The sequence below is a fragment of the Blastococcus sp. SYSU DS0619 genome, from assembly GCF_054051035.1.
In genome coordinates this window covers 220,164-242,540 of the sequence record NZ_JBJHAM010000003.1, presented here as the reverse complement: position 1 = coordinate 242,540, position 22,377 = coordinate 220,164, and the positions used below count along the sequence as shown (strand labels likewise).

20 protein-coding genes and 1 tRNA gene are annotated in these 22,377 nt (G+C 73.1%); 15 read left to right on the top strand and 6 right to left on the bottom strand.

Translation table 11 applies throughout. The features are described 5' to 3' along the window. Window positions 1–3: 3 nt before the first annotated feature. The 6 genes from ACI79T_RS06025 to ACI79T_RS06000 all read right to left on the bottom strand — a co-directional run bounded on the left by ACI79T_RS06025 (window position 4) and on the right by ACI79T_RS06000 (window position 4,481). Entirely contained in the window at window positions 4–900 is an 897-nt protein-coding gene (locus tag ACI79T_RS06025) for an alpha/beta fold hydrolase (RefSeq protein ID WP_456609138.1), read from the bottom strand. A gap of 59 nt (window positions 901–959) precedes the next feature. Next, entirely contained in the window at window positions 960–1,094 is a 135-nt protein-coding gene (locus ACI79T_RS06020) for a methionine/alanine import family NSS transporter small subunit (protein ID WP_456609137.1), read from the bottom strand. Further along, entirely contained in the window at window positions 1,091–2,686 is a 1,596-nt protein-coding gene (locus tag ACI79T_RS06015) for a sodium-dependent transporter (protein WP_456609136.1), read from the bottom strand. Before ACI79T_RS06015 ends, ACI79T_RS06020 begins: the two co-directional genes overlap by 4 nt. 169 nt (window positions 2,687–2,855) lie before the next feature. Then, window positions 2,856–2,927, bottom strand: a tRNA-Arg gene (locus ACI79T_RS06010). Between the two features lie 70 nt (window positions 2,928–2,997). Continuing rightward, a complete protein-coding gene (locus tag ACI79T_RS06005) occupies window positions 2,998–3,600 on the bottom strand; it encodes a DUF305 domain-containing protein (protein WP_456609135.1) in 603 nt (200 codons plus the stop codon). A 122-nt stretch (window positions 3,601–3,722) separates the two neighbouring features. Beyond that, complete coding sequence (locus ACI79T_RS06000) at window positions 3,723–4,481, bottom strand: DUF3105 domain-containing protein (RefSeq protein WP_456609134.1); 759 nt, start codon at window positions 4,479–4,481, stop codon at window positions 3,723–3,725. A 197-nt stretch (window positions 4,482–4,678) separates the two neighbouring features. On the opposite strand from ACI79T_RS06000, the gene argS reads away from it, so the two are divergent. The 15 genes from argS to ACI79T_RS05925 all read left to right on the top strand — a co-directional run bounded on the left by argS (window position 4,679) and on the right by ACI79T_RS05925 (window position 22,309). Next, window positions 4,679–6,340 (top strand): arginine--tRNA ligase, encoded by a 1,662-nt coding sequence (gene argS, locus ACI79T_RS05995; RefSeq protein WP_456609133.1) that lies wholly within the window; start codon window positions 4,679–4,681, stop codon window positions 6,338–6,340. Between the two features lie 64 nt (window positions 6,341–6,404). Continuing rightward, window positions 6,405–7,898, top strand: a complete 1,494-nt coding sequence (gene lysA, locus ACI79T_RS05990) for a diaminopimelate decarboxylase (RefSeq protein ID WP_456609132.1) — start codon at window positions 6,405–6,407, stop codon at window positions 7,896–7,898. Next, a complete protein-coding gene (locus tag ACI79T_RS05985; RefSeq protein ID WP_456609131.1) occupies window positions 7,895–9,187 on the top strand; it encodes a homoserine dehydrogenase in 1,293 nt (430 codons plus the stop codon). The genes lysA and ACI79T_RS05985 overlap by 4 nt, the downstream gene beginning before the upstream one ends. Beyond that, window positions 9,184–10,269, top strand: a complete 1,086-nt coding sequence (thrC, locus tag ACI79T_RS05980) for a threonine synthase (RefSeq protein WP_456609130.1) — start codon at window positions 9,184–9,186, stop codon at window positions 10,267–10,269. Before ACI79T_RS05985 ends, thrC begins: the two co-directional genes overlap by 4 nt. Continuing rightward, the gene (gene thrB, locus ACI79T_RS05975; RefSeq protein ID WP_456609129.1) at window positions 10,266–11,246 is read left to right on the top strand and encodes a homoserine kinase; all 981 of its coding nucleotides are present in this window, start codon (window positions 10,266–10,268) and stop codon (window positions 11,244–11,246) included. Before thrC ends, thrB begins: the two co-directional genes overlap by 4 nt. Before the next feature lie 249 nt (window positions 11,247–11,495). Continuing rightward, window positions 11,496–13,796: a transcription termination factor Rho gene (gene rho / locus ACI79T_RS05970; RefSeq protein ID WP_456609128.1), complete on the top strand. Its 2,301-nt coding sequence runs from the start codon at window positions 11,496–11,498 to the stop codon at window positions 13,794–13,796. A 152-nt stretch (window positions 13,797–13,948) separates the two neighbouring features. Then, window positions 13,949–14,182: a 50S ribosomal protein L31 gene (gene rpmE, locus ACI79T_RS05965; RefSeq protein ID WP_456609127.1), complete on the top strand. Its 234-nt coding sequence runs from the start codon at window positions 13,949–13,951 to the stop codon at window positions 14,180–14,182. Window positions 14,183–14,275: 93 nt separating this feature from the next. Continuing rightward, the gene (gene prfA / locus ACI79T_RS05960) at window positions 14,276–15,355 is read left to right on the top strand and encodes a peptide chain release factor 1 (RefSeq protein ID WP_456609126.1); all 1,080 of its coding nucleotides are present in this window, start codon (window positions 14,276–14,278) and stop codon (window positions 15,353–15,355) included. Then, window positions 15,352–16,206: a peptide chain release factor N(5)-glutamine methyltransferase gene (gene prmC / locus ACI79T_RS05955; protein WP_456609304.1), complete on the top strand. Its 855-nt coding sequence runs from the start codon at window positions 15,352–15,354 to the stop codon at window positions 16,204–16,206. The genes prfA and prmC overlap by 4 nt, the downstream gene beginning before the upstream one ends. Window positions 16,207–16,458: 252 nt before the next feature. After that, window positions 16,459–17,859 (top strand): hypothetical protein, encoded by a 1,401-nt coding sequence (locus tag ACI79T_RS05950; RefSeq protein ID WP_456609125.1) that lies wholly within the window; start codon window positions 16,459–16,461, stop codon window positions 17,857–17,859. A gap of 286 nt (window positions 17,860–18,145) precedes the next feature. Beyond that, window positions 18,146–18,787, top strand: coding sequence for an L-threonylcarbamoyladenylate synthase (locus tag ACI79T_RS05945; protein ID WP_456609124.1), 642 nt, complete (start codon window positions 18,146–18,148; stop codon window positions 18,785–18,787). A 251-nt stretch (window positions 18,788–19,038) separates the two neighbouring features. Continuing rightward, window positions 19,039–20,316 (top strand): serine hydroxymethyltransferase, encoded by a 1,278-nt coding sequence (locus tag ACI79T_RS05940; protein WP_456609123.1) that lies wholly within the window; start codon window positions 19,039–19,041, stop codon window positions 20,314–20,316. Between the two features lie 3 nt (window positions 20,317–20,319). Next, window positions 20,320–21,552 (top strand): glycosyltransferase family 4 protein, encoded by a 1,233-nt coding sequence (locus tag ACI79T_RS05935; RefSeq protein ID WP_456609122.1) that lies wholly within the window; start codon window positions 20,320–20,322, stop codon window positions 21,550–21,552. A gap of 62 nt (window positions 21,553–21,614) precedes the next feature. Further along, a complete protein-coding gene (locus ACI79T_RS05930; RefSeq protein WP_456609121.1) occupies window positions 21,615–22,061 on the top strand; it encodes a hypothetical protein in 447 nt (148 codons plus the stop codon). After that, on the top strand, window positions 22,058–22,309 hold the full coding sequence (locus tag ACI79T_RS05925) for a hypothetical protein (protein WP_456609120.1): 252 nt from the start codon (window positions 22,058–22,060) through the stop codon (window positions 22,307–22,309). The genes ACI79T_RS05930 and ACI79T_RS05925 overlap by 4 nt, the downstream gene beginning before the upstream one ends. The last annotated feature ends 68 nt before the right edge of the window (window positions 22,310–22,377 follow it).

Sequence of the window (22,377 nt, the reverse complement as noted above, 5' to 3'; positions counted from 1 at the left end):
CGGTCACGCTGAGCGCTCGGCGCCTTCGACGAGCGCGGTGATGCGGTCGGTGAGCTGCGGCCACACCTCGCGCGGCAGGTCGTGGCCCATGCCGTCGACCACGAGCAGCTCCGCACCGGGGACGGCGGCCGCCGTGGCCCGGCCGCCGCTCACGTCCACCAGGCTGTCCTGCGCGCCGTGGATCACCAGCGTCGGGACGGCGACGCCGCCCAGGTCGGCGGTCCGGTCGTGGGTGGTCAGGATCGCCGCGAGCTGGCGGGCGACGCCGGCGGGGTCGTAGGCGCGGTCGAAGGAGAGCCCGGCGCGGTCGCGGACGGCCGCCTCGTCGAACTCGAACCCGGGGGAGCCGATCACCCGGTAGGTGTCGACGACGCGCTGGACGGCACCCTCCCGATCGCCCGCCGGTGCCGCGAGCAGCACACCCATCGCGGCCTCGTTCGGCGCACCGACGCCCGGGGCGCCCGTGGTGGACATGATCGAGGTGAGGCTGCGCACCCGCTGCGGGTGGGCGATGGCGACCAGCTGCGCGATCATCCCGCCCATGGAGGCGCCGACCAGGTGGACGCTGTCCAGCCCCAGGGCGTCGAGCAGGCCGACGGTGTCCTCGGCCAGGTCGGGCAGCCCGTAGGCGACCGAGGAGCGGTCGCCACCGAGGATCGCCATGACGTCGGGGGCGCCGCGGTCGGCCACGTGGGTGGACAGGCCGATGTCGCGGTTGTCGAAGCGGACGACGAACAGCCCGCGCTCGGCGAGGCCGCGGCAGAAGTCGTCGGGCCAGCCGATCATCTGCGTGGCCAGCCCCATGACCAGCAGGACGGGCGGGTTCGCCGCGTCGCCGAAGGTCTCGTACGCGATCTCGATGTCGCCGACCGGTGCCGTGCGGATGCCGCTGCTCTCCATGGCCGCGGACCGTAGTGCAGCCTGTCGGGGCCGAGCTCACCGACCCGCGTGCGCGGGGGTCAGTGGTCCCGTCGGACGTCCTCGGCGCGCTCCTCGACGGCGCCGTGGCGCACCAGGCTGGCGATGGCCAGGGCGAGGCCACCCCAGATGACGATCATCGCCACCACCATCATCACGATCGCGGCGGTGCTCATCGGAGTCCTCCCTCGTGGCCACCGGTCGCGTGCAGCGGCGCCGCCGGGTCCGAGCCCGGTGGCGGGCCGTCCAGGTGGGTCCCGGCGCGCCAGGGCAGCCGGGCGACCAGGAAGGCGACCAGCGGCAGCGCCACGACCAGCAGCCAGCCGAAGACCAGCAGCAGCCAGCCGGGGTAGTCCTCGTACGGCGCGGCCAGGTCGTCCCGCAGGGCGAAGCCGAGCACGAGGGCCAGACCCGCCGGGGCGACGAGGCTCACCAGCACGCGCCAGCCGGTGCCGACCCGGGGACGGCCGTGGACGTTGAGGTGCCCGCCGAGACCGGGCAGGGCCCGGAGCGCCCAGGCGACGACCAGCATGCTGACCAGCGCCACGACGAGGATGCCGTACTGGTTGACGAAGTGGTCGACGACGTCGAGCACGTAGATGCCGCTCGTCGTGCTGAAGAGCGCCAGGCTCAGCACCGCGGCCGGGACGCCGACCGCCAGGGTGGCGGTGAGGCGGCCGGTGTCGAGCTTGTCGCGGACGGCGGAGATGACGACCTCGATCACGCTGACCAGCGAGGTGATCCCGGCGAGGACCAGCGAGCCGAAGAACAGGACGCCGATGAGGGCGCCGGCCGGGGCCTCGCTGATGATGGCCGGGAAGGCGATGAAGGCCAGCCCGATCCCGTCGTCGGCGACCTCGCCGACCGGGACCCCGCCGGCCTGGGCCATGAAGCCCAGGGCGGCGAACACGCCGATGCCGGCGAGGAGCTCGAAGCCGGAGTTCGAGAAGCCGACGACGAGCCCGGAGCCGATCATGTCTTCGCGACGCCGGACGTAGGAGGCGTAGGTGATCATGATGCCGAAGCCGATGGACAGCGAGAAGAAGATCTGGCCGAACGCGGCCGCCCAGACGGGGGCCGAGGTGAGCGCCGACCAGTCGGGCGTGAAGAGCGCGTCCAGGCCGGCCCCCGCGCCGGGCAGCAGCAGCGCCTGCACGACGAGGGCGGCGAAGGCGAGCACCAGCACCGGGATGAAGACCAGCGACACCGCACCGATGCCGCGCTGGACGCCGAGCGCCATGATCACCAGGACGGCGAGCCAGACGATCGCGAGGGGCACGAGCACCCCGGGCACCACGTCGGCGGTGACCTCGACGTCCCCGGCCTGGAGGAACTCGCCGAAGAAGAAGCCCTGGGGGTCGTCGCCCCACGCCTCGTCCAGCGAGAAGAAGGTGTAGCGCAGCGCCCAGGCGATGACCGCCGCGTAGTAGACGGCGATGAGGAAGCAGATGCCCACCTGCCACCAGCCGAGCCCCTCGGTGCCGCGGCGCAGCCGGGCGAAGGAGAGCGGAGCGGAGCCGCGGTGGCGGTGACCGATCGCGTAGTCCAGCAGCAGGAACGGGATGCCGGCGGTCAGCAGCGCGACCAGGTAGGGCAGCAGGAAGGCGCCGCCGCCGTTCTCGTAGGCGACGTAGGGGAACCGCCAGATGTTGCCCAGCCCGACCGCCGAGCCGATCGCCGCCAGGATGAAGACGCGGCGGGAGCTGAACGCCCCACGCCGGCTCTCCTCGTGGTCCTGTGCCGCGGCGCGCCCCGCCGACGTGCTCATCCGACCTCCCGCATCGTGGTCCGCCGAGCCGGCACGCACCGTCGAGTACCGCCCGGGACGGGCCGTCGGAGGAAGGGTGCCAGAACTCGGGCCCACGTCCAACGGGTTCGGGACGCTCGGGCTGCGGACGTCGGGTCCGTGGCCGGACCGGGCGTCGGTGCGTGGAGGGTGCCCCCGGCAGGATTCGAACCTGCGCACCCGCCTCCGGAGGGCGGTGCTCTATCCCCTGAGCTACGGGGGCTCGGTGGTGGGGCAGGAGAGAAGTTACCAGCCCACCGCGCCGGCCCGGGAAGCGGCTCCCGGGCCGGGGGTCACGGCTCGGGGAGCGGCGTCCCGCCCCGCGCGGTGAGCATCCGGGTCATCGTCGTCGTCTCCACGCCCTGGGACTGCTCGATGGACCGGGCGAGGTCCCGCACGGCCGCCACCTCGGCGTTCTCGGCGGCGTAGCTGGCCATGTCGAAGCCGCCCTGGTGGTGCCGGATCATCAGCCGGAGGAACTCGACGTCGAACGCGGTGCCCGACAGGCTCCGCAGCTCGGCCAGCTCCTCCTCCGTGGCCATGCCGGGCATGAGCGTGCCCGCGGCCATCTCCATCCCGTCCATGTCGTGCCCGGCGTGGCCGGTCCCGCCCATCCAGGCCATCGTGTCGCCGCCGGTCAGCGGTACGCCCCAGAGCGCCAGCCAGCCCTGCATGCGCCCGGCCTGGTTGGTCTGGGTGGCGGAGATGTCGAAGCCGAGCTGCTCGACCTCCGGGTCCTCGCTGCGCTCGGCGACGAGGTTGGCCATCTCCACGCCCTGCAGGTGGTGGCGGGACATGTCCCGGGCGAAGCCCGCGTCCACCGAGTCCGCCGCGGGCGTCGGCGTGCCGTCGCGGCCGAGGCCGAGGACGACGGCCAGCCCGCCGCCCAGCACCACGAGCCCGACGGCGATGAGGGCGAGCAGGGCGGTGCGCAGCGCGCTGCCGCGCCGGGGACCGGTGGTGCTGGGGATGGGGATCGCCTCCGCGGGACGGGAGTGGGTCGACGGGCCGGGGCCGCTCAGGGCGCGGTGGTCATGCCGGCGTCGGTGTCGGTGTCCAGCCCGGCGGCGCCGCTGGCGTCACCGGCGACCAGGGGAGCGGCGAGGAAGTCCGGGTTCTCGCAGGTGGCCCCCGGCTCGGGGAAGTCGCCGGCCTTGGCGGTCATCAGGTCGGCGAACTGCTTGACGCGGATGTCGTCGGCGCTGTCCACCTTCAGCTGCTCGCCCCAGGACTGCAGGCTGATGGGGGAGTCCAGGCCCTCGTAGGGCGACATCATCCGGTAGGACTCGCCGTCGACCAGCTCGGCGAGCGTGGCGATGTCGGCGTCGGTCACCTCGTCGGGGTTGTAGGTGATCCAGACGGCGCCGTGCTCGAGGCTGTGCACCGCGTTCTCGTGCCGGATGTCGACGTCGTAGACCGTGCCCGTGCAGTCGGCCCAGTAGGGGTCGTGCTCGCCACCCACCGGCGGGGACTCCGTGTAGTCCACCGTCGTCGTGACGTGGTTGCCGCCCTCGTACTCGTAGACCTGGGCGCCGTCGATCTCGTCGATGGAGTCGACCTGCAGGGCGTCCGCCTCGTTCACCTGCACCACGGCGTAGGTGATGACGGCCGCGGCGAACACGACGACGGCCACGGCGGCGGCGATCAGGCCCCAGGGGCGCTGCTGCGCGACCACCTGCGTGGGTGGCCGGGTGCGCCCTCCGGCGCCGCGCCCGCCGGACCGGGTGGCCCCACCGCCGGTGGCTCGGCTCTTGTCGGGCGTGCGGTCCTTGGCCAAGGCCTCTCCTCGGTACGGGGCGCGCGTGCGCGCCGCTGCGGCCGGGCCCGGGCGGCCCTCTGCCGGGCGCGAGTCTAGGTCGGCGACCTGTGCGGGAGCTGGCAGCCGAGCGGTGCGGCGGGGCCCGTGGACGCGGGAGGCCTGCTGCTGGTGGGTGGAGCCGCAGGGCGCCGGCGGGCGATCAGTACGCTCGCCCGGTGACACCGGAGCAGCTGCAGGACGTCGTTCGTACCGCCGTGGGCGCGGTCGTCGAGCGAGGCGCGCTGCCCGTGGAGGTGCCGGCCGACGTCGTCATCGAGCGGCCGAAGAACCCCGAGCACGGCGACTACGCCACCAACGTCGCCCTGCGGCTGGCCAAGCCTGCCGGCCGGCCACCGCGCGAGGTGGCCGAGCTGCTGGCCGCGGAGCTGCGCGCGCACGACGGCATCGCCGCCGTCGACGTCGCCGGTCCCGGGTTCCTCAACATCACCCTGGCCCAGGGCGTGCTCGGCAGGATCGCCGTCGACGCCGTGACGGCGGGGGAGGCCTACGGCCGCACCGCCACCCTGGCCGGCCAGCGGCTCAACCTGGAGTTCGTCTCGGCCAACCCGACCGGTCCGGTGCACATCGGGGGCACGCGGTGGGCGGCGGTGGGCGACGCCATCGCCCGGCTCATCCAGGCCAGCGGCGCGGCGGTGACCCGCGAGTACTACCTGAACGACGCCGGGGCGCAGATCGACCGCTTCGCCCGGAGCCTGCTCGCCGCGGCGAACGGCCGGGAGGTGCCCGAGGACGGCTACGCGGGCAGCTACATCGGCGACATCGCCGCGCAGGTCGTCGCGGCGGAGCCCGGCGTCCTCGACCGTCCGGAGGCCGAGCAGCTGGCGGTCTTCCGCGCCCGGGGCGTGGAGCTCATGGTGGCCGAGATCCGCGCCACGATGGAGGCGTTCGGCGTCCACTTCGACGTCTGGTTCTCCGAGACGTCGCTGCACCGGGCCGGTGCCCTGGAGAAGGCGGTGGCCCGGCTGCGCGAGCAGGGCCACGTCTACGACTCCGACGGCGCGGTGTGGCTGCGCACGACGACCTTCGGCGACGACAAGGACCGCGTCCTGGTGAAGGCCGACGGCGAGCCGACCTACTTCGCCGCCGACTGCGCCTACTACCTGGACAAGCGCGAGCGCGGCTTCGACAAGGTCGTGATCATGCTCGGCGCGGACCACTCGGGGTACGTCGGCCGGTACAAGGCGCTGGCGGCCGCGGCCGGGGACGACCCCGCCGTCCACCTCGAGATCCTGCTGGGCCAGCTGGTGAACCTGCTGCGCGACGGCGAGCCGGTCCGGATGAGCAAGCGGGCCGGCACCGTGGTCAACCTCGAGGACCTCGTCGACGCCATCGGCGCCGACGCCGCCCGGTACGCGCTCGCGCGCGCCTCGGTCGACCAGCAGATCGACATCGACATCGACCTGTGGACGCGGCAGAGCAACGACAACCCGGTCTTCTACGTCCAGTACGCGCACGCGCGCATCTCCTCGGTGCTGCGCAACGCCACCGACCTCGGGCTCGCCCTCGGTGCGGCCGGCGAGGTCGACGTCGCCCTGCTGGCGCACGACCGGGAGAACGACCTGCTGCGCGCCCTCGGCGACTTCCCGCGCGTCCTGGCGAGCGCCGCCGAGCTGCGCGCGCCGCACCGGGTGGCCCGGTACCTCGAGGAGCTGGCCGGCACCTACCACCGCTTCTACGACTCCTGCCGCGTGCTGCCGCGCGGCGACGAGGAGGCCACCGCGCTGACCACCGCCCGGCTGTGGCTGTGCGCCGCGACCGCGGTCGTGCTGCGCAACGGCCTGGCCGTGCTCGGGGTCTCCGCGCCGGAGCGGATGTGACCGTCCGGCCCGCAGGCCCGGGGACCGACCGGGTGTCTGCGCGAGCCGTCGGAGAGGAGGCGTGATGCGGGCGCACCCCGCGGGACCGCTGCACGGGAACATCTCGCCACCCTCGGCCGCCGGCGCCCCGCCGGCCGAGCTGGGCGTCCTCGACCCCCAGGTCTGGCCGCGCTCGGCGGAGCGGGTCGACGGCGAGCTGCACCTGGCCGGCCGGGCCGTCACCGACCTCGCCCGCGAGCACGGCACGCCGCTGTTCGTGCTCGACGAGGCGGACTTCCGCGGCCGGGCCGCCGACTTCGCGACCGCGTTCGCCGACGCCGACGTGCACTACGCCTCCAAGGCGTTCCTCTGCGGCCAGGTGGCCCGCTGGATCGCCGAGGACGGGCTGCACCTGGACGCCTGCAGCGGCAACGAGCTCGCCGTCGCGCTGGCCGCCGGGTTCCCGGCGGAGCGGATCGCGCTGCACGGCAACAACAAGTCGCTGGTGGAGCTGCAGCTGGCCGTCGACTCCGGCATCGGGCACGTGGTCCTCGACTCCTTCGACGAGATCGACCGGCTGGTCCCGCTCGCCGGCGCCCGGGTCGCCTCCGGCGGCAGCCCGGTGGCGGTGCTGATCCGCACCACCGTCGGCATCGAGGCGCACACCCACGAGTTCATCGCCACCGCCCACGAGGACCAGAAGTTCGGCTTCTCCCTCGCCACCGGTGACGCGCTGGAGGCAGCCCGCCGGGTCGTGGCCGAGCCGGCCCTGCGCCTGGCCGGCCTGCACAGCCACATCGGCTCGCAGATCTTCGACACCGCCGGCTTCGAGGCCGCCGCGCACCGCGTCGTGGGGCTGCTCGGCGCCGTCCGCGACGCCACCGGCGAGGTGCTCGGCGAGCTGAATCTCGGCGGTGGCTTCGGCATCGCCTACATCCCCGACGACGACCCGGTCAGCCCGGCCGACGTCGCGACCAGGCTGCGCAGCGTCGTCGCCGCGGAGTGCGCCGAGCTCGGCCTGCCGGTCCCGCGGCTGGCCGTGGAGCCGGGCCGGGCGATCGCCGGACCGGGCACGGTGACGCTGTACGAGATCGGCACCATCAAGCCGGTGCGACTGGGGGCCAGCGGCGCGCCGGGCACCCCGCTGGTGCGCAACTACGTCTCCGTCGACGGCGGGATGAGCGACAACATCCGCACCTCCCTCTACGACGCCGCCTACACCTGCGTGCTCGCCAACCGCACCTCCGACGCCCCGCCGGCGCTGTGCCGGGTGGTGGGCAAGCACTGCGAGAGCGGCGACATCCTGGTGCGCGACCTGTGGCTGCCCTCGGACGTCGTGCCCGGCGACCTGCTCGCCGTCGCCGCCACCGGCGCCTACTGCTGGTCGATGGCGAGCAACTACAACTACCTGCTCAAGCCGCCGGTGGTCGCCGTCCGGGACGGCGCCGCCACCGAGATCGTGCGACGTCAGACACTGTCCGACGTGTTCGCCCTCGACGCGGTCCTCGCCGACCGCCCCGCCCCCTCGCCGGCCATCGACCAGCCGGCGCCCGAGCACCCCGCGGGAGCGACCTCGTGAACCGACCCCTCAAGGTGGCGCTGCTCGGCTGCGGCACCGTCGGCAGTGCGGTGCTGCGCGCGCTGCAGGAGCAGGCCGAGGACCTCGGCGCCCGCATCGGCCGCCCCGTGGAGGTGGCCGGCGTCGCCGTGCGCCGCCCGGCGCACCACCCCGACGTCCCGGCCGACCTGCTGACCACCGACGCGCACGGCCTGGTCACCCGCGACGACGTCGACCTCGTCGTCGAGGTGATCGGCGGCATCGAGCCGGCGCGCTCGCTGATGCTGGCGGCGTTCGAGGCCGGCAAATCGGTGGTGAGCGCCAACAAGGCGTTGCTGGCCGAGGACGGCGTCGCCCTGCACGCCGCGGCCGCGAAGGCCGGCGTGGACCTCTACTACGAGGCCGCGGTCGCCGGGGCCATCCCGATCCTGCGGCCGCTGCGCGAGTCGCTGGTCGGCGACCAGCTGTCCCGGATCGTGGGCATCGTCAACGGGACGACGAACTACATCCTGTCGCGCATGGCCGAGACCGGGGCCGGCTTCGGCGAGGCGCTGGCCGAGGCCACCGAGCTGGGCTACGCCGAGGCCGACCCGACCGCCGACGTCGACGGCTTCGACGCCGCCGCGAAGGCCGCGATCCTGGCGTCGCTGGCGTTCCACACCCCGGTGGCGGCGGTCGACGTGCACCGCGAGGGCATCTCCACGGTCACCGCCACCGACGTCGCCCGCGCCGCGGAGATCGGCTGCACCGTCAAGCTGCTGGCCATCTGCGAGCGGGTCGCCGGCGCGGACGGGGACTCCGTCGCCGTCCGGGTGCACCCCGCGATGATCCCGACCGCGCACCCGCTCGCCTCGGTCGGCGGGGCGTTCAACGCCGTCTTCGTCGAGGCCGAGGCGGCCGGCCAGCTGATGTTCTACGGGCAGGGGGCCGGCGGGGAGCCGACGGCCAGCGCCGTCCTGGGCGACCTCGTCGCGGTCGCCCGCAACCGGGTCACCGGCGGCCCCGGCCCGGGCGTCACCGGCTACGCCAACCTGGCCGTCCGGCCCATGGCGGAGACGCCGACGCGGTACCACGTCAGCCTCGACGTGGCCGACAAGCCCGGTGTGCTCGCCGCGGTCGCGCAGGAGTTCGCGCGGCACGAGGTGAGCATCTCCACCGTCCGTCAGACCGGCCGCGGCGACGCCGCGACGCTGGTCATCGTGACCCACAGCGCCCCCGACGCGGCGCTGTCGGCCACCATTGCCGCGCTGCGGGAGATGCCCGCGGTCCGGGGGGTCACCAGCGTGCTGCGCGTGGAAGGGCTGTCATGAGCGTCTCGCCGAACGTCTCCCCGGGGTGGCCCGGCCTGATCGAGGCCTACCGCTCCCGCCTGCCGGTCAGCGACGCCACCCCGGTGGTGACCCTGCACGAGGGCGCCACCCCGCTGGTGCACGCGCGCGAGCTCTCCCGGCGCACCGGCTGCGAGGTCTACCTCAAGGTCGAGGGGGCCAACCCGACCGGCTCCTTCAAGGACCGCGGGATGACGATGGCCATCACCAAGGCCGCGGAGGAGGGCGCCCGGGCGGTCATCTGCGCCTCCACCGGCAACACCAGCGCGAGCGCCGCGGCCTACGCGGTGCGGGCCGGTCTGGTCTGCGCCGTCCTGGTGCCGCAGGGCAAGATCGCGATGGGCAAGCTGGCCCAGGCGCTGGTGCACGGCGCCAAGCTGCTGCAGGTCGACGGCAACTTCGACGACTGCCTTGCGCTGGCCAGCAAGCTGGCCATCGACTACCCGGTCAGCCTGGTCAACAGCGTCAACCAGTTCCGGATCGAGGGTCAGAAGACCGCGTCCTTCGAGATCGTCGACGTGCTGGGCGACGCCCCGGACATCCACTGCCTCCCGGTGGGCAATGCCGGCAACATCACCGCCTACTGGCAGGGCTACCGCGAGTACTGCGCCGACTCCCCGACGCCCGGACCCGCCACGCACACCCCGCGGATGTGGGGGTTCCAGGCCGCGGGCGCCGCCCCGATCGTCACCGGCCAGGTGGTGGAGAACCCGAGCACGATCGCCACCGCCATCCGGATCGGCAACCCCGCGTCCTGGACCAAGGCGCTGGCCGCCCGCGACGAGTCCGGCGGGCGGATCGACGCCGTCACCGACCGCGCGATCCTGTCGGCCTACCGGCTGCTGGCCCGCAGCGAGGCCGTCTTCGTCGAGCCGGCGTCGGCGGCGTCGGTCGCGGGCCTGCTGCAGGTCGCCGCCGCCGGGGAGCTCGAGCCCGGCCAGCGGATCGTCTGCACCGTCACCGGCAACGGCCTCAAGGACCCGGAGTGGGCGATCTCCGGCGCACCGGCGCCGGTCACCGTCCCGGTCGACGCCGCCGCGGCCGCCGCCCAGCTCGGCCTGTGAGCGCGCACGACGGCGGCGCGACGAGCCGGCTCGACCCCGACCGGGTCACGGTGCGCGTCCCGGCCACCAGCGCGAACCTGGGGCCGGCCTTCGACTGCGCGGGTCTGGCGCTGGCGCACCACGACGTCCTCGAGTTCTCGGTGCAGGCCGACGGGCTGGCCGTCGAGATCCAGGGTGTGGGCGCCGGCGAGCTGCCCACCGACGAGTCGCACCTCGTCGTGCGCGCGTTCCGTGCCGCGTGCGCCGAGCTCGGCTGGGCGCCGTCCGGCCTGCGGGTGGTGGCGGAGAACGCCATCCCGCAGGGCCGGGGGATGGGCTCCTCGGCCGCGGCCGTCGTCGCCGGGGTCATGGGTGCCTGGGCGCTGTGCCCGGACGCCGAGGCGATCGACCTGAACGCCGTCCTGCGGCTGACCACCGAGATGGAGGGTCACCCGGACAACGTCGCCGCCTGCCTGCTCGGCGGGCTGACGCTGTCCTGGGCCGGTGACGGGGGCGTCGGTGCGGACGGCCTGACCGTGCACGAGAACGTGCTGCCGGTCGTCCTGGTCCCCGACGCGACGCTCTCGACGGAGGTGGCGCGCGGGCTGCTGCCCGACGTCGTGCCGCATGCCGACGCAGCCTTCAACGCGGGGCGCGCCGCGCTGCTGGTGCACGCGCTGACCTCGGGGGACTCCCTGCTCATGGAGGCGACGGAGGACCGGCTGCACCAGCGGCAGCGCACCGCGGCGATGCCCGGGTCGCTGGCCCTGGTCGACCGCCTGCGGGCGGCCGGGCACGCCGCCGTCATCTCGGGAGCGGGCCCGTCGGTGCTGGTGCTCGGCCGCCGCACCGAGACGGGGCCGGACGAGCGACCGGGCGACAGCGAGGTGCGGGCCATCGCCGGGCTGGCCCCGGAGGGCTGGTCGGTGCTGCCGCTGGAGGTCGATCCGACGGGGGCGCGGATCGACCGGCCGCTGCGCCAGGTATCGTCTCGATAACGAGGAACACACTGGAGATCACCGGTGTTGTCCTGCCCGTGAGCTGCGACTAGGCTCACGGCGTAGCCGCCCACTCGGGCGAGCCTCGCGCGGGGCCGAAGCAGACGATCGATTCTCTTCGCCGCTCATCCGCCTCGCACCTCTCAACCCGATCTCCAGTCGCGCACCCGCCTCCCGGGCCGGTCCGCCGGGGACCGGGGCACCCCCTGCGCTGAGACGGCGCAGGTCACCGCAGGGAAGGACCTGTACGTGAGCGAAACCACTGACCTCAGCGTGACCGGCGCGCCCGACGCCGCCGCCTCCGCCGAGGGCACTGCCGCTTCTGGGACGGCGGGCCGACCCCGCCGCCGCGGCAACGGACTGACGGGCATGCTCCTGCCCGAGCTGCAGCGACTGGCCGGCGAGCTGGGCATCCCCGGCACCGGCCGGATGCGCAAGAGCGATCTGGTCGCCGCCATCTCCGCCCGCCAGGTGGGCGGCTCCGAGGGCGGCGCCCCGGCGCAGCCCACGGAGACCACGAGCACCGACGGCGCCGACACCGCACGGGGTGCGGCTGCGACCGCGGCCCCCCTCGAGGCCCCCGTCAGCGGTGGCGCCAACGGTGGCCCCCTGACCGGCGAGGCGACGGCCGCACCGGCCCGGACCCGCCGTTCCGCCAGCCGCCCGGCCGGATCGCCCGGCAGCGCGAGCGGGCCGACCACCCCCGAGGCGCCCGCGGCCGCCCCCGAGGCGTCCGCGGTCACCGCCACCCCGGCGGAGGCGCCGGCCGACGCGACCGCGCCGGGCACGGCCGAACCCCGCGACGACGACCAGCGCGGTGACCAGCAGCGCGACGACGACCAGCGCGGTGACCAGCAGCGCGACGGCGACCGTCCGCAGCGCAACCGCGACCGCAACCGCACCCGCGGTGACCGGGACGGCGGCCGTGAGAACAGCGACCGGAACGCCGGTCAGGACGGCGGCGACCGCACCGAGCGGGGTAACCGCGACGGCGGCGACCGGAACGAGCGGAACGCCAACCGGGACGAACGCAACGCCAACCGGGACGAACGCAACGCCAACCGGGACGAACGCAACGCCAATCGGGACGAGCGCAACGCCAATCGCGACGCCAACCGGGACGAGCGCAATGCGAACCGCGACGAGCGGAACGCCAACCGGGACGGTGCGAACCGTGACGGCAACCGCGGCCCCGACCGCGACCGCAACGACCGGGGCGGGCGTCCGGACAACCGGAACGACAACCGCACCGACAACCGCAACGACCGGGGCAACGACCGGGCGGGCGAGGACGAGGACGACGACTTCGAGGGTGGCCGCGGCCGCCGGGGGCGCCGGTACCGCGACCGCAACAAGCGCGGGAGCAACACCCGGGACCGCTTCGACCAGGGCGAGCCGACCGTCAGCGAGGACGACGTCCTGCTGCCGGTGGCCGGCATCCTCGACGTGCTCGACAACTACGCGTTCGTCCGCACCTCGGGCTACCTGACCGGCCCCAACGACGTCTACGTCTCGCTGTCGCAGGTCCGCCGCTACGGCCTGCGGCGCGGCGACGCCATCACCGGCGCCGTCCGGCAGCCGCGCGAGGGCGAGCGCAAGGACAAGTACAACGCGCTGGTCCGGCTGGACACGGTCAACGGGCTGGATCCCGAGCAGGCCCGCAACCGGCCGGAGTTCACCAAGCTGACCCCGCTCTACCCGCAGGACCGCCTGCGGCTGGAGACCGAGCCGCACCTGCTCACCACCCGGGTCATCGACCTCGTCATGCCGATCGGCAAGGGGCAGCGCGCGCTCATCGTGTCGCCGCCCAAGGCCGGCAAGACGATGGTCCTGCAGTCGCTGGCCAACGCCATCACGACGAACAACCCCGAGTGCCACCTGATGGTCGTCCTCGTCGACGAGCGTCCGGAAGAGGTCACCGACATGCAGCGCTCGGTGAAGGGTGAGGTCATCGCCTCGACCTTCGACCGGCCGCCGGCCGACCACACCACGGTCGCCGAGCTCTCCATCGAGCGGGCCAAGCGCCTGGTCGAGATGGGCCACGACGTCGTCGTGCTGCTGGACTCGATCACCCGCCTGGGCCGCGCCTACAACCTGGCGGCCCCCGCCAGCGGGCGCATCCTCTCCGGTGGTGTCGACTCCACGGCGCTCTACCCGCCCAAGCGCTTCCTCGGCGCGGCCCGCAACATCGAGAACGGCGGGTCGCTGACGATCATCGCCTCGGCGCTGGTCGAGACCGGCTCCACGATGGACACGGTCATCTTCGAGGAGTTCAAGGGCACCGGGAACGCGGAGATCAAGCTCGACCGCCGGCTGGCGGACAAGCGGGTCTTCCCGGCCGTGGACGTCAACGCGTCGGGCACGCGCAAGGAGGAGATCCTCATGTCGCCCGACGAGCTGGCCATCGTGATCAAGCTGCGCCGGGTGCTCGCCGCGCTCGAGCCCCAGCAGGCGCTGGAACTGCTGCTCGACAAGCTGAAGAAGACCCGCAACAACGTCGAGTTCCTCATGCAGATCCAGAAGACGACGCTGGGCCCCGGCCAGGAGTAGCAGAAGGACCCCGTTCCAGCACCTCGCTGTCGGCGGGGCTCGGGCATCAGGGATACTGGTCGACCGAGCCCCCACCGGCGGCGCGGAATACCTCCCGCCGGCCGGCGTTCCACCACGTGAACCGCACAGACTTCTCGGAAGAGGCAACAGGCATGAAGCCCGACATCCACCCCACGTACCACGAGACCACCGTGACCTGTGGTTGCGGGAACACCTTCACCACCCGCAGCACGGCGCCCAGCGGTCAGCTGACCGTCGAGGTCTGCTCGGCGTGCCACCCCTTCTACACCGGCAAGCAGAAGATCCTCGACACCGGTGGTCGCGTGGCCCGCTTCGAGAAGCGCTTCGGCAAGCGCAACGCCGGCGCCACGGCCGACGCCCAGTAGCACCCCCGACGGCGCCCGCTCCCACCTCGCGGTGGGGCGGGCGCCGTCGTCATGTCCGGCCGGATGTGCACACGACGCCCTCAGGAGAGACCGATGAGCAGCACCGAGACGTCGGCACCGGACCGACTGGCCGGGCTGCTGGCGGAGCACGCGCGGCTGGAGCAGGAGCTGGCCGACCCGGCGGTGCACGCCGACCAGTCCCGGGCCCGCCGGATGGGCCGCCGGTACGCGCAACTCGCCCCGCTGGTCGAGACGGCGCGGGCGCTGGAGGAGGTCCGCGGTGACCTCGCGACCGCGCGCGAGCTCGCCGCCGAGGACTCCTCGTTCCGCGCGGAGGCCGCCTCGCTGGAGCAGCGGATCCCCGAGCTGGAGGACCGCCTGCGGGAGCAGCTGCTGCCCAAGGACCCCGACGACGACAAGGACGTCATCCTCGAGATCAAGGCGGGGGAGGGCGGCGCGGAGTCGGCGCTGTTCGCCGGCGACCTGCTCCGCATGTACCTGCGCTACGCCGAGCGCCGCGGCTGGGCGACCGAGGTGCTCGACGCCGTCGACGCCGAGCTGGGCGGCTACAAGGACGTCGCGGTCGCGATCAAGTCGCGCACCGACGAGGGCATCTGGTCCCGGCTGAAGTTCGAGGGCGGGGTGCACCGCGTCCAGCGCGTGCCGGCCACCGAGAGCCAGGGCCGCATCCACACCTCGGCCGCCGGCGTCCTGGTGCTGCCCGAGGCCGAGGAGGTCGACGTCACCGTCGACCCGAACGACCTGCGCATCGACGTCTTCCGCTCCTCCGGCCCCGGCGGGCAGAGCGTGAACACCACCGACTCCGCCGTCCGCATCACCCACCTGCCCAGCGGCATCGTGGTCAGCTCGCAGAACGAGAAGAGCCAGCTGCAGAACCGGGAGTCGGCCCTGCGGGTGCTGCGTTCCCGGCTGCTCGCCGCCGCCCGGGAGGAGGCCGCCGCCACCGCCAGCGACCAGCGGCGCAGCCAGGTGCGCACGGTCGACCGCAGCGAACGGGTGCGCACGTACAACTTCCCGGAGAACCGGATCTCCGACCACCGCGTCGGCTACAAGTCGCACAACCTCGACCAGGTCGTCGACGGCGACCTCGACGGCGTCATCGACGCGCTGGTCAGCGCGCACACCGCCGAGCTGCTGGCGGCCGGCTCCTGAACGCCCGCACGCTGCTCACCGCGGCGGCCCGCCGCCTGACCGAGGCGGGCGTGGCCTCGCCGCGGGTGGACGCCGAGCTGCTGCTCGCCCACGTGCTCGGCGTCGCGCGCACCCGGCTGATCACCCTCGACGGCGTCGAGGACGAGGCGGCCGCCCGGTTCGAGACGCTGGTCGCCCAGCGGGCCGACCGGGTGCCGCTGCAGCACCTCACGGGACAGGCGGCCTTCCGCTACCTGGAGCTCGCGGTCGGTCCGGGCGTCTTCGTGCCGCGGCCGGAGACCGAGCAGCTCGTCGGCTGGGCGCTGGAGCAGCTGGCCGGTACCGCCGAGCCGGTCGTGGTCGACCTGGGGTCGGGCTCGGGCGCCATCGCGCTGTCGATCGCCCACGAGCACCCCGGCGCCCGGGTGACGGCGGTCGAGCGCGACCCCGGCGCGATCGAGTGGACCCGGCACAACGCCCGCGCCCGCGCCGCCGCGGGCGACACCCCCGTGGAGGTCCTCGCCGGGGACATGACCGATCCGCAGCTGCTCCGCGCGCTCGACGGCCGGGTGGACCTGGTGGTGAGCAACCCGCCTTACGTGCCCGACGGCGCGCGGGTGCCGCGCGAGGTCGCCGACCACGACCCGCCGCTCGCGCTGTGGGGAGGCCCCGACGGGCTCGACGTCGTCCGGGGGCTGCTGGGCACCGCCGCCCGCCTGCTCCGGGCCGGTGGGGGGCTGGGCATCGAGCACGCCGACCAGCAGGGCGGTGCGCTGCCGGCGCTGGTGCGCGCGCACGGCGGGTTCGCCGAGGTGGACGACCACCCGGACCTCGCGGGCCGGCCCCGGTACACCACCGCCCGTCGTGATTGACCTGGCTGCCTGTATCGGTGAGCGGACTTTAGTCTCGGTCCGAGATGGGGAAGCGGCGTCGTGGCGCCAAAGTGGCATCATCTCGCGATCGCTCTTCGACCGAGTGGACGGACGTCAGGTAGGACGATGCGACCGCATAGCGATCCACGCGCGAACCCGTGAGCCCGCCGGAAACTCGTCGTACCGACGACCTATCTTCTCTGCGTGACGGGGACCGCGGGAGGGGAAGACCCTGCTCGAGAGCAGGAGCAGATGGCGGCTCTGCTGCCGTTGCTGTGGTCAGATCCGCAACTCTGGCAGCACCGGCTCGTCTACCGGATCGAGTTGTCGACGATTACGCATGCTCGGGTCTCCGCGCATTACCACCTGGTGATCCCACCGGCTCTATTGGACCTTGCTGGCGTGGAAGCGGGCGCCTCAGCTGTGCGTGCGCTTATTCCGTTGACATGGCGACCCAAGGAGCTGTTGCTCAACCTCGCGCTCACGAGTAGTGCCGACAGCCCGGTGCACCTACTTACTCGCGTGGACGTGGCGTGGCTACAGGCTGACATGTTCATCCGCGCGTTGTCCGAGACAGACCTGATGACGGACGTCGACGTTGACGACCTGCTGTCCATGGTTGAGGCGGTGGCCAAGTTCATGCCCCGCCGCGTTCGGGCAGCGGCGGATCTAACGGAAGACAGCACTGCCGACGAGGTTGGGACGCGTCTCCAGGACGCCACTTTTCTGGCGAGGTTCCTGACCGACGCGACCGGCCTCGCGATCGGGGCGCATGAGATTGAGGGCTGGAAGCGCACGCTGCGCTTGCCGCAGGACATCTTGGCCCGCACCCTCGATGCTGCACCATCACCCGAGAGCTCCTCGGAGAACTTCCTGTTGGCCATGAGCGAGTTGGAGCCGAGAAATCTGGCGGAGCTTGACTACTTCGCCTCCGCGTTCCGATCAGTTGTTCTGGGGCTGTCGGCCCGCAGCGAGTTGTCGGTGCTAAGGCACTTGGCGCGCCTTGGTAGGGAGTGGCGGGTCATCATCGACACCGAGGTGCCGACTTACAGGCCGGTCACAATCACCATGTCGGACGACAGGCCCCTAGGGGCAGTGAACGTGCGCCACCAAGTGCTCAAGGTTCCCGTTCCGCTCGCGGACGGCAGCAGCTTGCACGTGGAGACCCAGCTTCTCGATCCGTCAGCGAGGCTGAAAGATGTGAAGGTGGTCGGCATCAGGCGGGCAGAGGTGCAGTTGCCCCTGTCAGACGACGTTCGAGAGACCGACGACCGTCATGCTGTCTACCTGTCGTCGACGGAGCGCCCTGATCATGGGATTGCACGCATCTCCGTGGGGCTGACAAGTGACGTTCGTTGGACGAACGGGGTCGTCCTCGTGCTCGCCTGGACGGCTTTGGCCTTGTCCTGCCTGGTGAGCAACAGTGCAGACATCTTCGCGCTCTTGGTCATCCCAGCGACCTTGGCGGTGTCCGTCGTGCAGGTCCGCGAGCGGACATCGATCGTCCGTGGGCTCACGGCGGGAAGCCGGCGCGTTCTCTTCGGCGTGGCGATCGCTCTCTGGCTAGTCGCCGCCTTGCGTCTTCTCATACAGTCTGAGGGAGCAGACGGCCTCTACGACCTTGTGGGAGACCTGCTTCGTGAGGAGTCTTGATGGCGACGAACTCAGGCCGCGGGAAGGCTCGCGTCGGTGCGGTCAAGGGGCGCAGTCAGATGCTCAACCCCAAGACCGGACGGTGGACGAAGCGTGACACCACCACGGGCCGGATCGTCTCAATGAAGGAGTCTCCGGGGCCGTACAAGGGTGTCCGTAAGGAACGGTGACGCCCGACCAGGTAGGCGCTGGCGTCGTCCGGTGACGACCACCCGGACCTCGCGGGTCGGCCCCGGTACACCACCGCCCGTCGCGCCGGCTGAGGTCTGCGGAAGACTGCTGCCTCGTGGCCGAGTTCTACGACTGCTCCGATCCCGAGACCCGCACGAGCGGCCTGCAGGCCGCCGCGGAGGCGATCACCCGCGGCGAGCTGGTGCTGCTGCCCACCGACACCGTCTACGGCGTCGCCGCCGACGCGTTCACCCCCGCGGCCGTCACCCGCCTGCTCGCCGCCAAGAACCGGGGCCGGGCCATGCCCGTGCCGGTGCTGATCGGCGAGGCGTCGACGCTGGCCGGGCTGGTCGTGCGCACGCCGGACGTCGCGCTCCGGCTCGCCCAGGAGTTCTGGCCGGGTGGGCTGACGCTGGTCCTGGAGCACGCGCCGTCGCTGGCCTGGGACCTCGGCGACGCCGAGGGGACGGTGGCCGTCCGGCTGCCCGGCGACGAGCTCACCCGGGACCTGCTGCGCCGCACCGGGCCGTTGGCGGTGTCCAGCGCGAACCGGTCGGGTCGGCCGGCGGCCACCTCGGCGCAGCAGGCGGACATGCAGCTCGGTGCGCACGCGGCCGTGGTCCTGGACGACGGGCCCCGGACCAGCTCGGCGGCGAGCACGATCGTCGACTGCACCGGTCCCGCCCCGCGGGTGCTGCGCGTCGGCGCGATCCCCGTCGACCGCCTCCAGCAGGTCGTCCCCGAGCTCACCGACTGACACCGGCGAGTGGGCCCCGGAAGGGTCCGCGAGAGGGGTCGACGCAGGCCCGCGGTGCAGGTCGCCGACGAGTCGGGCCCGGAGGGTCCGCCGAGGAGCGTGCGGACGCGCTCGGCGCACCACAGGCACGGCAATCGGCCGCGGTGCGACGCGGAGCGTCGCGATGTCGCAGTGTCATGATTAGGCGACCGCCGCGCCGCCCGAGCCCGGGCATCGCGGGCGCCCGCACCGACTTCTGGAGTGCGCCTGAGATGAGCACCCCCTACTGGGGCCCGGACTTCGACGCCCTGGCCGCCTTCGACCCCGACATCGCCGACGTGGTCACCGGTGAGCTGGACCGGCTGCGCGGAGGGCTGCAGCTGATCGCCAGTGAGAACTTCACCAGCCCCGCCGTCCTGGCCGCCCTGGGCAGCACCCTGTCGAACAAGTACGCCGAGGGCTACCCCGGCCGGCGCTACTACGGCGGCTGCGAGGTCGTCGACCGCGCCGAGGAGATCGGCATCGCGCGTGCCAAGGAACTGTTCGGCGCCGAGCACGCCAACCTCCAGCCGCACTCGGGGGCGAACGCCAACCTGGCCGCGTACGGCGCGTTCCTCCAGCCGGGGGACACCCTGCTGGCCATGGCGCTGCCGCACGGCGGTCACCTGACCCACGGCGCGAAGGTCTCCTTCTCCGGCAAGTGGTTCAACGCCGTGCAGTACGGCGTGAACCCGCAGACCGAGCACATCGACTACGACCAGGTGCGCGACCTGGCCCGCGAGCACCGGCCGAAGATGATCATCTGCGGCGGCTCGGCCATCCCGCGGCTGATCGACTTCCCGCTGTTCCGGGAGATCGCCGACGAGGTCGGCGCGATCCTCATGGTCGACGCGGCGCACTTCATCGGGCTGGTCGCCGGCAAGGCGATCCCGAGCCCGGTGCCCTACGCCGACGTCGTCACCTTCACCACGCACAAGGTGCTGCGCGGCCCCCGGGGCGGCGCCATCGTGTGCAAGGCGGAGCACGCCAAGGCCATCGACAAGGCCGCCTTCCCGATGATGCAGGGCGGGCCGCTGATGCACGCCGTCGCGGCCAAGGCGGTCAACTTCAAGGAGTGCCTGCAGCCCGGGTACGAGGCCTACGCCCGCCAGGTGATCGCCAACGCGCAGGCGCTGACCGAAGGCCTGGCGGCCGAGGGGCTGCGGCCGGTGGCCGGCGGCACCGACACCCACCTGGCGCTGCTGGACCTGCAGGAGACCGGCGTGACCGGTGCCGACGCCGAGGCCCGGTGCGGTGCCGCGGGCATCGTGCTGAACAAGAACGCGATCCCGTTCGACCCGCAGCCGGCCTCGGTCGCCTCCGGCATCCGGGTCGGCAGCCCCGCGGTCACCACCCAGGGCATGACGGAGCCGGAGATGAAGTCGATCGCCTCGCTGATCGGGGCCGCCATCCGCGACGCCGACGGCAGCCGGACGGCCGAGGTCGCCGCGGGTGTCCGCGACCTGGTCGGCGCCCACCCCGCGTACCCCGAGCCGGCGAAGACCGTCTGACCCGTGCGCGAGTACGTCGTCGTCCTGCTCACCGCCGCGCTGGTCACCTTCCTGGCCACGCCGGTGGTGCGGATGATGGCGGTCCGGCTGCGCATGATGGCCGCCCCGCGGGAGCGTGACGTGCACGTCATCCCCACCCCGCGGGGCGGCGGCGTGGCCATGTACCTCGGGGTGGTCGCCGCCGTCCTGGTGGCCTCCCGGCTGCCCGCGCTGCAGCGGACGTTCGACGACACCCAGGTCTACGCGGTGCTCGTCGCCGGTGGGCTCATCTGCCTGCTGGGGGTGCTCGACGACAAGTGGGGCCTGGACGCCCTGACGAAACTCACCGGGCAGATCGCCGCGGCCGGCGTCATGGTGCTGCTGGGTGTGCAGCTGGCGTTCCTGTTCCTGCCGTTCGCCGACATCGGCACGCTGATCCTCGGCCCGGACGTCGGGGTGCCGCTGACCATCCTGCTGACGGTCTTCGCGGTCAACGCGCTCAACTTCATCGACGGGCTCGACGGGCTGGCCGCCGGGGTGTCGGCGATCGCCGCACTGGCGTTCTTCGCCTACAGCTACAACCTCGGGCAGATGCGGTACGAGGAGGCGGCGAGCGCCCCGGCGCTGATCACCGCGGTGCTGGCCGGCGCCTGTCTCGGGTTCCTGCCGCACAACTTCAGCCCGGCCCGGATCTTCATGGGCGACTCGGGTTCGATGCTGGTCGGGCTCATGCTGTCGGCGGCCGCGGTGACGGCCACCGGGGGAGTGGACGCCCAGACCTTCGGCTCGGCGGCCAGCCTGCTCCCGCTGACCCTGCCCATCCTCGTGCCGATCGCGATCCTCTTCATCCCCTTCATCGACCTGCTGCTGGCGGTGGTGCGGCGCACCCGCCAGGGCCGGTCGCCGTTCGCGCCGGACAAGATGCACCTGCACCACCGGCTGCTGTCGATCGGGCACTCGCACACCCGCGCGGTGCTGGTCATGTACTTCTGGGCCGCGCTGCTGTCCTTCGGGGCGGTGGGGCTGTCGATCACCGGTGGGCGGGTGGAGCTGGTCGTGGCCATCGCCGTCCTGCTGGTCGTCGGCGTCGTGGTCGTGCTGAGTCCCCGCGCGCGCCGGGCCGCGCGCGAGGCCCGCGCCGCCGAGCTGGCGGCCCAGCGCCGCCGCAGCCGCGCCAGTCACCCGACCGCGCGCGCCACGCGTCCCGCGGCCGAGCCCGACCCGACGCCGACGGGGGCAGGCCAGCCGGCCCGGTGAGCCCGTGCCGTCGCGCCGATCGCGGCTGGTGGAGGGACGGATCGGTGCAGGTACCCTGAGGCGTGCTCGACAGAAGCGATCCGGCCGCCCGTCCCGACCCGTACGGTGCGATGCTCCGGGGCGGCGCCCTGCCCTCCCTGGGGGTCGCGGTGGTCGCGATCGCGGTCTTCACCGCCGTCCAGGGATCCCTCGGTGCGGCGGGCAGCGCTCTCGCCGCGGCGCTGGTCATCGCCAGCACCGTCTCGACGATGCTCATCCTGCGCAGGATGGCGGGCCTGGATCCGCGCGTGGTCTTCATGGGCGCGATGGTCAGCTACTTCTTCAAGGTCATGCTGCTCGGGGTCTTCCTCGTCCTGTTCCGGAACGCCGACTGGCTGTCGCCGATCGCCTTCGCGGTGACCGCGATCGTGGTCTCCCTCGCCGGCACGATCGGCGAGATCGTCGCGTTCACCCGCGTCAAGACGTACATCTACGACGAACCCGCCGCGTCGTCCGAGGCGCGGTCGTGACCCCTGGCGCGGACGGCGCCGGCGAGGGGCCGTCGTCGGTGCACGGCCAGCTGGTCGCCGGGGCGCACCTGCGCCAGGGCTGGGACGCCCTGGGCACCCTCCTGTCGGGGGTGCTGGTCTTCGGGCTGCCGGCCTGGTGGCTCAGCGAGGCCACCGGCCAGGTGTGGATCCTCCCGGTCGCCCTGGTGCTGGGGATGGCCGCCGCGATCTACGCGGTATGGGTCCGTTACAGTGACCCCGGCCCGTGAGGCGCGCCTCTCCGCTGGAGGTGGGCGACCCTCCGGGCCGTGGCACGAATCCACCCGCAGCAGTTCGT